The organism is Bacillus cereus group sp. MYBK101-2 (genome assembly GCF_051918845.1).
Classification (GTDB): domain Bacteria; phylum Bacillota; class Bacilli; order Bacillales; family Bacillaceae_G; genus Bacillus_A; species Bacillus_A paranthracis.
In genome coordinates, this window is record NZ_JBQAIE010000006.1 from 196,139 (window position 1) to 212,509 (window position 16,371).

A 16,371-nucleotide genomic window follows, 5' to 3' on the forward strand; every position below is an offset into this window, starting at 1 on the left:
AGCGATAAAAAATGGCTTTGTCTCAATTCATAAATGAAGAAAAGTATGGTTCTCATACCCGTTCTACAAATGGAATGATTGAGCGGTTCATGAAGATGAACTGGTATAGCAACATTGGACAGCAAAATGTAGAGGCTGAGAAGAAAATAAATCAATTTATGAGTTCTCTAAACATTAGTGAATATGAAATCAAATGGATTTCAAGAAATCAATTATATGAGGTAATTGAACGAATTTCCTTTGAAGATAATGCTTTATGGGGGGCACTTGCAGAAGTGCCTGATAGATTGAAAGAAAAAATTGTGAGCGTCGGTAACGAAAACCTTCTAACAGATATTGTAGATAAAGTACCAGAAGCAATTTTTCATGGTGTTTATAAAGAAGCGTTCAAACATTTCGAAGAGGAAAAAGTAGTGAAATTTCTCGTTGGGCATGCAATGTACATAAGTGTTATTGCATGTGCTGCTGAATTAGCTGAAGAAAACAATCTGTTTTTACAATTAGTGGAGTTAATAGAATTGGGACATATACCAATTGGCCCAGAGGGAAATACCGTTTATCTTTTATAACAAAAATTAGGGATGAAAAGTTATGCGCTACAATCGATCAGGATAGAATTTTCATTCAATGAAAGGGAGATTACTATGAAACTTGTTACTTTTACACATAATGGAGAAACGAGAATTGCTGCTTTAGAAAACGGGACTTTGGTTGATTTGCATGCAGCTTATAAAGCGAAACTGACAAGCCAAGGAAACCTTCGGGCCACTCAAATTGCAGAGGCGTATATTCCAAAGGATATGAATGGGTTTCTACAAGGTGGAACAGAAAGTATGAATTTAGCAAAAGAGGCTATCGGTTATGCGCGTATGAAAAAACATAAAGATAAATTGGTATTTGAAGAAGGAGAAGTGAAAATAGAAGCCCCAGTACCGGCTCCAGGGAAAATAATATGTGTAGGCCACAATTATCGAGAACATATTTTGGAAATGAAACGAGAATTACCTGCATTTCCGGTGATATTTGCGAAGTTTGCGAATACAGTAGTGGGTCCACAAGATGATATTCCATATTATCCGATTTCTGAACAACTAGATTATGAAGCTGAATTTGCTTTTGTAATCGGAAAGCGTGCCCGAAATATTTCAGAAGAAGATGCCCTCCAATATGTAGCAGGTTACACAATTGTGAATGATATTACGTATCGCGATATTCAGCGCCGTACGATTCAATGGCTTCAAGGTAAGACAGTTGAAGGAAGTGCCCCAATGGGACCGTGGTTAATTACTTCAGATGAATTAACGAACCCATCGGGCTTAGACATCGTCTTAACAGTAAATGGAGAGAAACGTCAACAATCTAATACTGCTAATTTAGTATTCTCGGTACAATATCTCGTTTCGTTTTTATCCGGTCTAATGACGCTAGAGCCAGGGGATATCATTTTAACAGGCACGCCAGGTGGGGTAGGAGTTGCGCGTAATCCGCAAGTATTTCTGAAAGATGGCGATATCGTACGCATTGAGGTTGATGGAGTAGGTGTACTTGAAAATAGAGTAAGTCAAACAGTAGAGGTGCCCGTACTATGATGAAAAACTTACAAATCCATGCAGCCGAGTCTGTTAATGAATCGATCAATAAGATTAAGACGATTGTTAAATCGTTACCAGAGGAAATCATCTACTGGAAGCCTTCAGAAGATGAATGGTCAATTATGCAAATTATTACACATGTAGCAGAAGCTATTCCGTATTGGGCAAAAGAAATTAGCAATATTAAAGTAAATCATGAAAACTTATGGGGCCGCGGTTTAACAGATGAAGTGCGTCTACAAGCAGTTTCAGAAGAAAATATAAATGGAAAATCTGTAGAAGAAGTCATAGAGCAGCTCTCTACTATCCCAATTACTATAGAAAATGTACTGAACACATTAACTGACGAAGAGCTACAAATTCAAGCTCCAAGTCGCAATCCTCGTTTTAGTAATAAGTCGATTGATTTTATCGTGAATCACCTCATCGTAGAACATACAGAAAAGCATTATAACCAAATTGAACGGAATGTACTTAAATTTAATGGGCAATAAAGGAGGCGAATAAAATGGCGGAAAAAAATGCTTTTTTTGAAAGTGCACTCGTACAAGATTTCAATCGTGATATAGAACAATATCATCTCGGACCACTTTGGAACGCAATTCCAGATTTAATGAAACATACACCTGATCCTCATGCACAGGCATATCTGTGGAAATCGGAATTGCTCCAAAAAAAATTAACAGAAGCGACGCAAATCTTTACACCAGATCGCGGAGGAGAGCGCCGTGCCATATACTTACAAAATCCTGGACTTAATTATAGAAAACCTTGGGGATGGGCATCGACTACACAAACGTTATATGCAGCGGTTCAATTGATACAACCTGGAGAAACTGCTCCGTCACATCGTCACGTTCAAAATGCATTACGTTTTGTAATGGAAGGAGAAGGGGCTTACTCAATTGTGCAAGGAGAGCGTATTTTCATGGAACGTGGAGACTTCTTAACAACTCCAAACGGACTGTGGCATGGACATGGTCACACTGGTGACGAGCCCATGGTTTGGATGGATTGTCTTGATATTCCGACCATTTATTATCTTGGCGGTACGTTCTTTGAGCCATATCCAGAAAAAATTGAACAGCCAAATGTGCCGGACAATTATACTGCTCAGCGTTATGAAGGCGGAATGGTTCGACCAATTTCGGACCGATATACAAAGAAAGCGCCACTTAGTTCCTACAAATGGGCAGGGACGGAAGCAGCGCTTAACGGATTAAGTCGTTTTGAACCCGATGCATTTGATGGTTATGCGGTTGAATATATAAATCCATCGAATGGTGAAACAGCGTGTCCAACGATTGCGGCATGGATGCAAAAACTGCCGAAAGGTTTCAAAGGAAAAGCGCATCGTCATACACACGCATCGATCTATCATGTGCATGAAGGGTCAGGATATACGATAATAAATGGTGTTCGCTTCGACTGGTCTAAAGGGGACTTCTTTGTTATACCAAACTGGGCATGGCATGAACATGTTGCGCTAGAAAATAGTTATGTATTTTCAACAAATGACCTTCCGATTTTAGAGAAATTTGGATTAGAGCGGAAACAGGAATATGAGAGCAATAATGGATATCAAACGATTACTGGGGAGTTTGAACCCGCATTACCTTAATATGGTTTATAAAAAAAGCGCCCACATTTCATACTAGTGGACGCTTTTTGGTATTTTTATGATTTAATAAGCCCTCAACACATGAAGTAAATAATCCTTCCAATTCAGTGGATTATAATCAACGCGTTTTCTAATAGGAAAGGGACCCGTCAGTTTAATAAAACCAGCTGGCTTCGTTGTAAATATACCTTCTCCTTCAGTGAATGAATGTAGCATGCGTTTAAAATTCTCTGTTTTCGCAACAGGTAATGAACCTGTTAATTGATAAGAATCATTATTGAATATAGGCTCTGCAAAAGTTGCTGAAATGGCAGCGAGCTTATACATTGCAGTACTAATTGCATGCTCAGGTACAGTTAATTCAAACTTATTTACTGGTTCATATACATATGTTTCAGCTTGCTTTAAAGCATCCATTAAAACGAGCGGCGTTAAGTTTCTAAAGTCACTCGCTGTTGTAACAGGGCTAGCATAACCTGTATGTGTTAACGTGACAGAAATGTCCGTAACTTCCCATCCATATAAACCTTGTTTTAACGTTTGAAATACGGTATCTTCAATTGCTTTATGAAATGCTAATGGAAGTGATCCAAGCTCGACACCTAAAGTATATGTTATGCCAGAATTCAGTTCACCACGTTCGATTTTAAAACCAATTGTTGCGTAAAACGGATTCGCTTTTTCGCCCATTACTTCAACGCTATTACCTATGCCAATTGGTTTCTCAATACATACAACCCGCGTATTTGAAAACGTAACCTGCAAATTATATTTATCATAAAGTGTTGTTTCAATTACTTCTTTTTGTACTTCACCGAAAAGGCGAATATATAGTTCATTATGAACATCGTCTTTCCATACTTGAATGAGTGGATCTTCTTCACATAGTTCCATAAGTGCAGCGTATAAATCATGAATTCGTTCTTTAGGTACTGCATCAATGGCTGCTTCCATTTGTGGTTCGGCAAAGTGAATGTCTTTTATATAATCAGTTCGTTCACCGATAATATCACCAATTTTAATATCATTTAGTCCCCACACTTTGCAAAATTCTCCACTAGGAACGGTAGAAATTTGAATGGCATCTCCATTATGAAATATGCAGATTTTTTTAATCTTTTCCTTATGTGGTAGAGACTCATTTCGCTGTATATCCACATATTTTCTAATGTGTAAACTACCTGAAAAAAGTCTTACATATGCAATCTTTTCCCCAGAAGGTTCACGTTCAATTTTAAATACAATACCGGATAATATTTCATTTTCTGCCGACTTATTAGTTGGAAATAAGGACGGAATATTTTCGAGCAGTTCAGTTACACCTATACCCGTCATTGCTGAACCGAAAAAGATTGGGTACACATTTGCTTGCTGTATTTGTTTTTCTAGTTCGTTTCTTAATAGTGCGTTTGGTATTATTTCGTTATTTATATATGATGCAAGCAGTGATTCCTTATATGGTGCTAACAGTTCCACGTAATCGTCATATGATTTGTATTCAAGAATACGAGCTTCTTTCGTTCCTTCGTTTTGGGCAGAGTAGAAGGGGAATGCTTCATTTGAAAGCATCTCTTTTATTTGCTTTACAACTTTTTCACTATTTGCGCCACTACGGTCTATTTTATTAACAAATAGCATAGTCGGTATGTTTAGTTTCTGTAATGTCCGCATTAAAATCTTCGTTTGTGCTTGCACGCCCTCAACGGCAGAAATAACTAAAATCGCACCGTCCAAAACGCGGAATGATCGCTCCACTTCAGCGATAAAATCAGCGTGTCCAGGTGTATCAATGACATTTACTTTTACATCTTCAATAAAGAAAGAAACGACAGATGCTTTAATCGTAATGCCGCGTTGTCTTTCTAATTCCATTGAGTCAGTTTGCGTACTTCCGCTATCAACTCGGCCAACTTCTTTAATCACATTCGTTTCATAAAGAATACGCTCAGTCAAACTCGTCTTGCCAGCGTCTACGTGCGCGACAATCCCTATATTTATTGTTGTCATATATCAATATCCTCATTTCATTTTCCATTTTCATATCCTCATTTCTATTTGTGTATTGCCGCATCACAATCACTCTCCAGTCAATTAAATTATTACTATTATAATGCGATTTACATTTTTTGTAACGCTACAAAGCGCCTTAATTTGGAAAAAATAAAATAAAAACAAAAAGCTTGCATTCTAAATCGATATAGATTATATTAATTGACATATCAACTATTGATACATCAAATGTTTTTATTTTGATTGTAAAGGAGGGTTAATGTGACAAGTTCATGCTCAAAAGAAGCGATTATTTTATATAAATTACACTTTCTAAATAAAGAAGTAAGTTCGAAATTTGAAGGGTGTACGGGTATGAGCCAGTCTAGATTAGAGCTTATACTTCAGTTATTTGAAGTAGGTGAAATTAGTCAAAAAGCACTTCAGCAAGAAGTGAACATTGATAATGCTGCGATAACGAGGCATTTAAAACAGCTAGAAGCAAACGGAATGATTGTAAGACGTAAAAATCCAGACGATAACAGAATTACGTTAGTTTCTCTTACTGAAGAGGGACGAAATAAAATTCAGGCGTTTCAAGAGGAAAAAGAACGTTTTGCAGCATCGGCATTTAAAGGATTAAGTGAAGAAGAACGCGACAATCTTTTAAATATGTTAATTCATATTCAAGAAAACATAAAAGAACTTTAAAAAAGGGAGAATACAACTATGACTAACTCAGTAAAAACAAATAATTTTAACGAAATTTTAACAGGACGTCGTTCAATTCGTAAATACGACTCATCAGTGAAAATTAGCAAAGAAGAAATGACAGAAATTCTTACAGAAGCAACACTTGCACCATCTTCAGTAAACATGCAACCATGGAGATTTTTAGTAATTGAAAGTGACGAAGCGAAAGCAACACTTGCGCCACTTGCGAAATTCAATCAATCTCAAGTAGAAACATCTTCAGCGATGATCGCTTTATTTGGTGATTTAAACAACTTTGATAACGCAGAAGAAATTTACGGTACAGCAGTAGAGCGCGGTTTCATGCCAGCTGAAGTAAAAGAAGACCAAATGAAAAAACTTTCAGCTTACTTCTCAATGGTTACACCAGAAGTCATGAAAGATACAGTACTAATTGACGGTGGTCTTGTGGCAATGCAATTTATGCTAGCAGCGCGTGCTCACGGTTATGATACTTGTCCAATTGGTGGATTTGAAAAAGACCAAATCGCTGAAGCGTTCGGATTAGATAAAGAACGTTACGTACCAGTTATGTTAATTTCAATCGGAAAAGCTGCTGACAGTGGTTACCAATCAGTACGTCTTCCAATTGAAAAAGTTGCAGAGTGGAAGTAATTTCAAAGAAATAAGTGGAATATGAGAGGGGAAACACCATGATTATTATTCACGCAATATTTCAAGTAGATCCAGCAAAACAACAATCATTTTTAGAAGAAATTCAACCACTCATTCATGGTTCAAGAGAAGAAAGTGGAAATGTATCTTATGATCTTTATAAAGATACGGAAAAAGAAAATGTATATACGATGGTAGAAGTATGGAAAGATGAAGCAACAGTTGCGAGTCATAATACGAGTGAACACTTCACATCTTTCGTTAGTAAAGCATCACAGTTTTTAACTGCTCCTCTTAATATAAAAGCTTATAATGGAGAGTTAGTAAAATAATATGGTTGGAAAAGATGACTTTAGCGTATTGCTGTAGTCATCTTTTTTATATCAATGATTCGTGATACAGATCAAAGAAAAAATAAAGTTATTTCAAATGAGCAAAATGGTTATACCAGATTGTAGTGTAAGAATTGAAGGCACTAGAAAAGGAGTGCGAAAGGTGTCTAAATTCACATAATGCAGGTGTATCCAAGGAGAATGGAAGAAAGAATTTTCGCAACTATTTAACTGTTACATGACTTGATGGGAATTTTATTTTGTATAGTTTCCATCGTTTCGGATTCTTTTTATAACGTTTTAAAATTAGTATTGAAAATTGTAAGTTCTAGAAGTATCATATACATATTCAAACATTTGAAGATGTATATGATACTTTTTTAAGTTTTAGTTAAAATAAAAACTAGAGGTGTTTAAATGGGAACTGAAATGCAACAATTTAAAGCTGATTTTTTTAAAGCCTTATCGCATCCTTTACGAATAGGTATTTTAGAAGTGTTATCAGAAGGTGAAAAAAGTGTAAATGAAATTCAAAGTATTCTTAATAAGGAAGGTTCAGCTGTCTCTCAACAGTTAAGTGTGCTACGTGCTAAAAATATTGTTGTTGGCACCAAAGATGGAAAACGAGTTTTATATTCTCTTCGGGACCCTATGATAATAAATTTACTGGTAGTTGCACGGAAAATTTTTAACAACCATTTAATCGATACGATTTCAATGTTAGAAGAGCTAGATGAAACAGAAGGCGAAACGATAGTTACGGAGGTGTAGGTTGAGCATTGAAGTTCAGAAAGAAGATATTATCCAACATGGGATTGATATATTTCGCTCAATAGGAGCTTATCACGTTTGTAATGTATGTATTAACAGTGGGAATTCTTGTTGTTTTTCATGCCAGCACCTACAAGATGGCGTTGGATGTCAAAAAAGAAATACTGCTTGTACAGCTTGGTTATGTGGAATCCAAGGTTTTTTATTTGATCAAATAGGATTATTGGATGAATGGAATCATTTTTGGATTGAAATTCCAGGTAAAATGTTTCGTAGAGATACTACTCCAGATCAGATAAGGATTACATCGTTTATAGACACAAAGAAGCTAGATAGTCGAGCTGGGGAACTTCTAGCGGTAAGATTGGAATCCTATGTACAACAAGGTGGAGATATCGGTGAATTAGAGCGTCATTTAAGCAAAACGTATAGTAAATATTAGGATGGCGTTTTTTTGTGAAAATCTCTTGTATAAGGGAACGAGAAATACATTTGTAATCTAGATTTATTAAGAATAGAAAAGAAGGGTTTATAATGAGAGGGTTATTTACAGGAAGGTTTGAAGGATATTCATTGGGGCATTTGCAAAAGGATCTTCTTGCAGGAGTGATTGTTGGAGTTGTTGCGATTCCACTTGCTATGTCTTTTGCAATAGCCTCTGGTGTTAAGCCAGAGTATGGAATTTATACAACATGTATTGCAGGGATACTCATTTCTCTATTTGGTGGTTCAAAGTATCAAATTGGAGGACCTACAGGTGCTTTTGTTCCAATTCTTTTAGGAATTGTCATTACCTATGGATACGAAGATTTACTACTTGCTGGTTTATTAGCTGGGATTATTTTATGTCTTATGGGAATTTTTAAACTAGGGTCTTTAATAAAGTTTATTCCGCGTCCTGTAACAATTGGCTTTACGTCAGGAATCGCTGTCATTATCTTTACAGGACAAATTGCTAGTTTTTTAGGTCTTACAGGTATAAAAAAACATGAGGAATTTATAGCAAATCTGCAAGAAATCTTTACGCATATCAATACTACGAATTTTTACAGTGTAATAACTGCTTTGATTTGTTTTCTTGTCATACTCATAACACCAAAGATTTTGCCAAAAGTACCAGGTTCATTAGTGGGTATTATGGTTTCCACTATAATTGCAACTGTATTTTTCTCAGATCATGTACCTACTATTGGTACAGCATATGGTACGATTCCTAGTACACTTCCTCAGTTTGGTATACCAGAAATAACGGTAGAGCGTATAAAACAGTTAATTGGCCCTGCATTTGTTATTGCGATGCTTGGTGGTATTGAATCTCTTTTATCCGCCGTCGTAGCAGACGGTATGACGAATAGTAAACACAACAGTAATAAAGAACTTATCGGTCAAGGAATTGCTAATATTGTTACACCATTATTTGGAGGAATTCCGGCAACTGGAGCAATTGCCCGCACAGCAACCAATATTAGGAGTGGAGCTGTATCCCCGATGTCTGGTGTTATTCATGGGGGATTTGTATTATTCACGCTTTTATTGTTAGCCCCATATGCTTCACATATTCCGCTTGCTAGTATGTCTCCAATATTAATGGTGGTAGCATGGAATATGAGTGAACGAAAACATTTTATTCACATACTTAAAATGAAGACAGGGGATTCACTTGTATTACTTGTAACATTTCTACTGACTGTATTTACAAGTTTGACAACAGCTGTGGAAATCGGACTTATTTTAGCTGTTATTTTATTTACAAAACGTATGAGCAACATGCTTGTTATATCTAAAGTGCTTCCAGATCACACAAGAAAGAACGAGAAATTGTTGCCACATGTGGTAAATAAAGCTCACGATTGTCCACAAATCAGCATTTACACAATAGAAGGACCATTGTTCTTTGGAGCTGCTCAAACGTTTGAACAAAACATTCTAGCGACCATTCATTATAAACCAAAAGTTTTAATTTTGCGTATGGGAAAAGTTCCTTTTATTGATACAACAGGAGAATCCTATTTTAGGAATATTGTTCAGCATTTTAAAAAGCAAGGTGGCGTAATTCTCGTTTCAGGAATTCAATCAGAGCTAAAAACAACTCTAGATAAGAATGGATTATATACGGAGATTGGCGAAGAAAACTTTTTTGATCATACAGGGGAAGCAATCAACTGTGCTTTAAGACAGTTGAATACAAACAAATGTATAGGATGTAAGCACTTTGCTTTTCATGAATGCACGGAACTGGCTCAGCAATCTCAGGATATGAATGCAATAAAGAATAAAGCAAATGCATTAGATTAGTGAACTACTCGCCACTTAGCAAATCTTGAAGTGGAAGCTTCTCAGTTTCACGACGAAAGTAACCTTTCATTTCCCTGAGCGTTACTTCGGGCATTCTACCCCTAGTTGTTCAACGTTTGAAGCTCTCTTTATACGGTTGATATTTTACGTAGGAACCGAATGGCTTGGTTTTCGCACTTTATTTTCTTCCTGCAACCTTCTATATCAAGTTATCAAAGAACTTTATATAGTTAGATTATCAAAAGTTTTTGGCTATGCTGAACCGAAAGAATTCGTTAAATTTTAACTATAAAATTACTATTCTTATGAAATTATAAAAAGAAATTTTAAAAAACTATATAATGAATAATAAATGGAGGAATTTAAAATATGTCTAATTTACCTAATTGTCCAAAATGTAATTCAGAGTACACTTACGAAGATGGGAATTTTTTTGTTTGCCCAGAATGTGCCTATGAGTGGACTTTAGAATTAGAAACTGAAAATAGTGAAGATACAAAGATGATTAAAGATGCAAATGGAAATATCTTGAACGATGGTGATTCTGTAACAGTTATCAAAGATCTTAAAGTAAAAGGAACTTCATCAGTTGTAAAAATCGGTACAAAAGTGAAAAACATCCGTTTAGTTGAGGGTGACCATGATATTGATTGTAAAATTGATGGTTTTGGAGCTATGAAATTAAAATCTGAATTTGTTAAAAAGGTTTAAATGTAAGATTCGTGTCGTGTAACAGAAGTAATTTGATCTAATTGTTTAAAGTCAATGGATGTGCAATACTTTTAAGATAGTAGAAGTTAACCATTTTTATAATAGAAAGACCTCATTCAAAGATACTTATCAAGAATGAGGTCTTTTTATTTTTGGAACTTAACTTGAACATACTCGTATATTTAAAAAATGATGCGAAATAAGCTGGGAGCATAAAAATGGGAATTTCTAAACGTAAGAAAATCAGCTTTTCATTTGAGAATAATGTTTTAGCATGGGTTTTATATTATTTGGATGTTGGGATCTCAACTATAATCCTACATAAGGATGTGAATTTCCATCAGTATTCCACATCAAAACTGATGCGCAAGAAGTTCTAATACAATTATATAAAGTGGAACCTAATAGCATTATAAAATAAAAAATGTTATAATTTGGAATGAATTTATATCTGAAAATTAAGAATATTATTAAAGGGTAATATAATCTACTTTATGTTGTAAACTGGTGTCATTTACAGTCATAGGTACATAATAGGCCCTTTCGCCTCAATACCTGGGGGGGATTTAGTGAAGTAAAATATAGGATAATAGATAGGGGGAGATGTATGGGCACGTTGAAAAAGATTATTAACAACATTTCAAAGGTAATCATAGGCAAAGATGAATCGATTGAGTTGGCTGCAATAGCTCTAATAGCGAAAGGGCATATTTTATTAGAAGATGTACCGGGGACAGGAAAAACAACACTTGCGAAAACTTTGGCTAAAAGCGTGGACGCAAAATTTCAAAGAATACAATTTACAGCGGATACTTTGCCCGGAGATGTTATTGGTCTTGAATATTTTAATGTGAAGGAATCGGATTTTAAAACGAGGTTAGGTCCTATTTTTGCAAATATAGTATTAGTGGATGAAATTAATCGGGCTGTACCGAGAACGCAATCTTCATTATTGGAAGTTATGGAAGAGCGTACTGTTACGATTGCGAAACAGACGCATTCATTACCAGAACCTTTTTTAGTAATTGCAACGCAAAATCCTCTTGAATCTGCTGGTACATTTCCTTTACCTGATGCTCAATTAGACCGATTTTTACTTACGATTCGCCAAGGTTATCCTACGAGAGAAGCTGAAAAGGAAATGATGAATCGGTTTCAAATGAATGATCCGTTAGAAACATTACACTCTATTATTTCAAGTGAAGAAATTATTATGATGCAAAAGCGTGCAAGAGAAGTGTTAGTAGGAAATGATGTGCAAGATTATCTTCTTGAAATTATTGAGGCAACGCGTAAGCATGAGCTAATTGAAATTGGTGTAAGTCCGCGGGGGACGTTGGCTTTTATGAGAGCGATTCAAGCACGGGCTATATTAAATGAAAGAGATTACTGTACGCCAGATGATATAAAGATACTTGCTGCATCTATATGCGCTCATCGTTTAACGTTGACAATTGAAGGGGAGATGAAAACAACAAAAGAACAAATCATGAAAGAAATTCTTCATACGATTAATGTGCCGGTGGAGAATGTACGATGAATCAACAACTTGTGTATACACCTTTAGCGGAGCCTTTCGTAATAGGAGTTATGTCAGTTGTAGCCGTTATTTTAAGTGTATTTTCAAGTAATCTACTCATATTATCTCTCGTATTTTTATATGTAATTTTAATAGGTGCAATGCATGTTTATATACGTAAAGTATCTCGTGTTAACTGGGAATACGATCAAGGAAATTCGAATGTTTTTATCGGTGAAACGAACAGGTGCAAAATAAAAATTTCAAACAAATCAATTTTCCCTATTTTTAATGTTGTATTCCGATTTAAATGTGAAAATAAGATAACTTGGAATCATGATGAAATAAATAAAAATAATAGTACAGGTTCAAATTATTATATGAATTTTAATGTAAAAGGAAGAGAGTCAGTTTCATTTGATTTACAAGCTGTAGCGTTAAAAAGAGGCATTGCGAAATGGGAAGAGGTTGAAATTGTTATTACTGATCTCTTTGGATTTATAACGAACCATATCACATATAAACAAGTTGATACGCCCTCCTATTTAGTCTTACCAGCAGTTCCGAAAATACAAGTTCCTGAATTACAAGAATGGTCACGAGGATTTCGAAAAGCGATGTCATCACCCTTATATGATGAAACGAAAGTAATGGGAGTAAAGTCTTATGAAAATGAAGATTTTCGTTCCATCCACTGGAGTGCAACAGCGAAAACAGGGACGATAACTGCGAAAAAGTACGAGCGAACGCAATCAGATAAATACGCGATTTACCTCAACTTGCAAAATAAAAGCGGTATTTCTTTGCGAAATGATACAGAGGAACTAATTGAATTAACAGCAGGCATATGCAAACAACTTCTTATGCAAAACTGTTCATTTGAAGTATGGATCAATAGTGTAAAAGATAACGGGTTATTGCATATAAAAAATGGTGATAATCGGAAACATTTGCAAAATGTATTAAAAGTACTTGCCTCAATATCGGATCAAGATACACCTATAACTTCTTCTTATTTTTACACAGCTGGATTTCGGCGAAAAGAACTGGATGCGGTTCCTGTAATTATTGGTACTTCACCAAAGAAATACAGTAGAACGAATAAATGGATTGTAATGAAAGAATAAGAAGGAGCTTATGTCATGGTGAATAAAGCGCGGCATATGAAAGTGAAGTTGTGGAGTGTAAGAGCTTTAATCATACTTTTCTTCGCGACTAGTGCAATAACGTTTTCACAAGGTGTTTTGTATGTGCAAGACATAGTAAAAGAACGTTTTTTTAGTGAAAAGAAATCTGAAAAAAATTATAAGGAAACTATAAACTACGGTGATACTGAAGAGTATGGAACACCTATAGAAGAGAAAAAAGTAGGAGATAATGGGGAGAGAACGACAACGGGTAAAAAATTTAAAGGTTTTAAAAAGGAAAGTTCATGGGGACACATATTTTCTGTTCTTTCAAATTCATGGATTAGTATAGTTTTTTATGTAATGATTGCAGGGATAATTATATATTTTCTTTATAAATCCGTTAGGAAAAAGGTAACGGAATCCGAAATAGAACAGGATAAACAATCGATAAAAAATGAAAATACGGACAGAATCGAAAAGAATAAGAAAGTGAAGCATCAGTTAGAACAGCCGTTACCACCAAATACGATAAGAAAAACGTTAGTTGAATGGGAAAGAACTTTACCATTTCATGAACAGAGAAGGTCTTATGAAACGATTCAACAGTGGTTAAAAAGAATTTGTAGAACAAGGGATATTATCCCGTTATATGAGTCTGTTCGTTATGGGGAAAAGACGTATACGGATTTAGAGGTGGAAGAAATAATGAAGTGGGTAGAGGGAGATGGGAAGGTGGATATGTAAATATCCACCTTTACTTTTTGTAGAGAAATTTGATTATCATGAATCATTTCCCTATATGAAACCGTCTTCAAATAAGAAAACGAAATTAACTATAAATTAACTTTATTTACTTATACTTCATTACATGTTAACCTATACTTAATTTTTATAAATTATAATTAATTTTTAAGTTTTTTAAGGGTGTGAAAATGTAATGAAATCAGTATTAAAAAGCATACTTATTTCCTTTGTTTTTTCTGCAGTAGGTATGTGTTGGTTGCTGTTCTTATTATTCAAAGGGGACGGAGACTGGTTATTGTCTTGGATAGGCGTATTAATGGCATATTTATCTTTATTCACTTTAATAGATTTATATTGTAAAACTACATACGACAAAAAAATAAATAAATGGCTTATAAAAACATCGGTGACTAGCTTTAGTTTTGCTGTGTTAGGAATTTCATTTTGTATCATACACGAGCTATTAACACCATGGAGTCTCAGTTTAATGGTGTGGTATTGGTTGGTAATGTTAGTGTTATTTTTAACGACTATACTATCATTAGTCAGTCTCGTATTTGTTAATCGTAAAAATCATAATTTCACCGGTGGATATAGAATACTTATACTTCTTAATCTACTTCTTACGTTAGGACCGGTATTATGGCCACTATTACTTTCTATTATCGGAAATGGTATGAACGCTAGTGCAGGATGGTAAAGGTGAATATAGATTAGTTGCTTAAATAAAAAAGAACGTGTTTGCATAAAAAATGAAAACACGTTCTTTTTTTATTCATTCTAATACGAACATAATGAATCATCTTAAAATAATTAAGGTAAGGTGAAATAAAAACGGGGGAAGTTAAGGGACTTTCTTTCTTTTTTTATGCCCTTTTTATTTTCATACATAATTCTTTCTCAGCAGATCGTATCAAACTTTGAACGTAAGTATTTCGTAAGGAATGGATAAGAAAAAAGAGAGTTTTATCATATAGGATAAAAGTATAGCTTGAATCAATACGATATGAATAGGGGAGAGAAAACCTTATGAAAAAATGTAATTCAATGAAGTTAGCGAGTTTGACAGTTTTATTAGCGGGTACTACTCTATTTACACCTGGTTTTACTGTGAAAGCAGAGTCTACTCAAAATATTTCTAATTCGTCACAAGAACCTAATCAAAAGAATCGGAATGGATGGAAACAAGTAATGCAGGAAACAATACAAATTGGGGCACCAGGGGTATTAGCTAAGACCTCTAATAAAGGGAAAGTTAATAGTTATACTGCTGGTGTGGCGGATTTAATTACAAAGAAACCGGTGAAATCGGATTTTCGCTTTCGGATTGGTAGTGTGACGAAAACTTTTACTGCTACGACTGTTCTTCAATTAGTAGGAGAAAATCGCGTACAACTTGACGATCCAATTGAAAAGTGGCTGCCGGGTCTCGTGCAAGGAAATGGGTATGATGGAAATCAAATTACGATACGTCAACTTTTAAACCATACAAGTGGTATAGCTGAATATTTAAAGTCAAAAGACGCTGACATTATGAATTCGAAAAAAACGTATACAGCGGAAGAAATAGTGAAAATAGGGCTTGCTCTACCTCCAGATTTTTCGCCAGGTAAAGGTTGGTCGTATTCAAACACAGGATACGTAATACTAGGAATGCTTATTGAAAAAATAACTGGTAATAGTTATGCGGAAGAAATTGAAAAGCGAATTATTGAACCTTTGGACTTGTCAAATACGTTTTTACCAGGTAATTCACCAGTCATCCCAGGAAAGAATCATGCTCGAGGGTATATGAAAATTGACGAAACAAGTGAATTGAAAGACATGACGTATTATAATCCGAGTTTAGCTAATTCAGCGGGAGATATGATTTCAGATGCGGACGATTTAAATAAGTTCTTTTCATCTTTGCTCGGTGGTAAGTTATTGAAAGAACGCGAGCTAAAAGAAATGCTTACTACAGTTCCTGTAGAAGGAAAAGGGGTTGGTGACGGATATGGTCTTGGAATCTATGAGACTAAACTTCCAAATGGTGTCTCAGTATGGGGTCACGGAGGATCGATTCCTGGGTTTATGACTTTTGCAGGCGGAGTAATGGGAGGCAAGCATACATTTGTTGTCAATGCTAATTCTTTAGGTCCGGTTGAAATTCTTACACAGTTTGATAAAATGATGCAAGTTGAATTTAATAAATAGATGAAGAAAAAGCGAATAGGTTTCTGCAACAGTTGTAAATAAAAGAGATGCTTTTTAAATTTCACAAATAAGGACAGTATTAACATTCATGATATGGTATTAA

Annotated in this window: 17 protein-coding genes; 16 read left to right on the forward strand and 1 reads right to left on the reverse strand. The window is 35.1% G+C overall.

Going from position 1 to position 16,371, the window contains the following annotated elements:
* Positions 1 to 11 precede the first annotated feature (11 nt).
* From ACTFSI_RS14785 to ACTFSI_RS14800, 4 genes are all read left to right on the forward strand, one after another.
* Entirely contained in the window at positions 12 to 569 is a 558-nt protein-coding gene (locus ACTFSI_RS14785) for a hypothetical protein (RefSeq protein ID WP_440045452.1), read from the forward strand.
* Positions 570 to 644: 75 nt separating this feature from the next.
* A complete protein-coding gene (locus ACTFSI_RS14790) occupies positions 645 to 1,589 on the forward strand; it encodes a fumarylacetoacetate hydrolase family protein (RefSeq protein WP_044792920.1) in 945 nt (314 codons plus the stop codon).
* A complete protein-coding gene (locus ACTFSI_RS14795) occupies positions 1,586 to 2,086 on the forward strand; it encodes a DinB family protein (protein ID WP_044792918.1) in 501 nt (166 codons plus the stop codon). Before ACTFSI_RS14790 ends, ACTFSI_RS14795 begins: the two co-directional genes overlap by 4 nt.
* Before the next feature lie 14 nt (positions 2,087 to 2,100).
* On the forward strand, positions 2,101 to 3,213 hold the full coding sequence (locus ACTFSI_RS14800; RefSeq protein WP_044792916.1) for a cupin domain-containing protein: 1,113 nt from the start codon (positions 2,101 to 2,103) through the stop codon (positions 3,211 to 3,213).
* A gap of 63 nt (positions 3,214 to 3,276) precedes the next feature.
* On the opposite strand, the gene ACTFSI_RS14805 is transcribed toward ACTFSI_RS14800, so the two are convergent.
* Positions 3,277 to 5,220 (reverse strand): elongation factor G, encoded by a 1,944-nt coding sequence (locus tag ACTFSI_RS14805; RefSeq protein WP_044792915.1) that lies wholly within the window; start codon positions 5,218 to 5,220, stop codon positions 3,277 to 3,279.
* A gap of 264 nt (positions 5,221 to 5,484) precedes the next feature.
* Between ACTFSI_RS14805 and ACTFSI_RS14810 the strand changes: the two genes are divergently transcribed.
* The 12 genes from ACTFSI_RS14810 to ACTFSI_RS14865 all read left to right on the forward strand — a co-directional run bounded on the left by ACTFSI_RS14810 (position 5,485) and on the right by ACTFSI_RS14865 (position 16,268).
* Entirely contained in the window at positions 5,485 to 5,913 is a 429-nt protein-coding gene (locus tag ACTFSI_RS14810; RefSeq protein ID WP_000204165.1) for a MarR family winged helix-turn-helix transcriptional regulator, read from the forward strand.
* Between the two features lie 18 nt (positions 5,914 to 5,931).
* A complete protein-coding gene (locus tag ACTFSI_RS14815; protein WP_000185408.1) occupies positions 5,932 to 6,570 on the forward strand; it encodes a nitroreductase family protein in 639 nt (212 codons plus the stop codon).
* A 38-nt stretch (positions 6,571 to 6,608) separates the two neighbouring features.
* A complete protein-coding gene (locus ACTFSI_RS14820; protein ID WP_048555099.1) occupies positions 6,609 to 6,902 on the forward strand; it encodes a putative quinol monooxygenase in 294 nt (97 codons plus the stop codon).
* A 417-nt stretch (positions 6,903 to 7,319) separates the two neighbouring features.
* Positions 7,320 to 7,673 (forward strand): ArsR/SmtB family transcription factor, encoded by a 354-nt coding sequence (locus ACTFSI_RS14825; RefSeq protein WP_001977380.1) that lies wholly within the window; start codon positions 7,320 to 7,322, stop codon positions 7,671 to 7,673.
* A gap of 1 nt (position 7,674) precedes the next feature.
* The gene (locus tag ACTFSI_RS14830; RefSeq protein WP_000021479.1) at positions 7,675 to 8,115 is read left to right on the forward strand and encodes a hypothetical protein; all 441 of its coding nucleotides are present in this window, start codon (positions 7,675 to 7,677) and stop codon (positions 8,113 to 8,115) included.
* 92 nt (positions 8,116 to 8,207) lie between these two features.
* Positions 8,208 to 9,968 (forward strand): SulP family inorganic anion transporter, encoded by a 1,761-nt coding sequence (locus ACTFSI_RS14835; protein ID WP_044792908.1) that lies wholly within the window; start codon positions 8,208 to 8,210, stop codon positions 9,966 to 9,968.
* A 369-nt stretch (positions 9,969 to 10,337) separates the two neighbouring features.
* Positions 10,338 to 10,679: a zinc ribbon domain-containing protein YjdM gene (locus tag ACTFSI_RS14840; protein ID WP_000067656.1), complete on the forward strand. Its 342-nt coding sequence runs from the start codon at positions 10,338 to 10,340 to the stop codon at positions 10,677 to 10,679.
* A 607-nt stretch (positions 10,680 to 11,286) separates the two neighbouring features.
* Positions 11,287 to 12,219, forward strand: coding sequence for an AAA family ATPase (locus ACTFSI_RS14845; RefSeq protein WP_074602040.1), 933 nt, complete (start codon positions 11,287 to 11,289; stop codon positions 12,217 to 12,219).
* Positions 12,216 to 13,325, forward strand: coding sequence for a DUF58 domain-containing protein (locus ACTFSI_RS14850; RefSeq protein WP_044792903.1), 1,110 nt, complete (start codon positions 12,216 to 12,218; stop codon positions 13,323 to 13,325). The genes ACTFSI_RS14845 and ACTFSI_RS14850 overlap by 4 nt, the downstream gene beginning before the upstream one ends.
* A 15-nt stretch (positions 13,326 to 13,340) precedes the next feature.
* A complete protein-coding gene (locus ACTFSI_RS14855; protein WP_044792902.1) occupies positions 13,341 to 14,072 on the forward strand; it encodes a hypothetical protein in 732 nt (243 codons plus the stop codon).
* A gap of 193 nt (positions 14,073 to 14,265) precedes the next feature.
* Complete coding sequence (locus ACTFSI_RS14860; RefSeq protein ID WP_000843827.1) at positions 14,266 to 14,772, forward strand: DUF3902 family protein; 507 nt, start codon at positions 14,266 to 14,268, stop codon at positions 14,770 to 14,772.
* A 329-nt stretch (positions 14,773 to 15,101) separates the two neighbouring features.
* Positions 15,102 to 16,268: a serine hydrolase domain-containing protein gene (locus ACTFSI_RS14865; protein ID WP_044792901.1), complete on the forward strand. Its 1,167-nt coding sequence runs from the start codon at positions 15,102 to 15,104 to the stop codon at positions 16,266 to 16,268.
* Positions 16,269 to 16,371 lie beyond the last annotated feature (103 nt).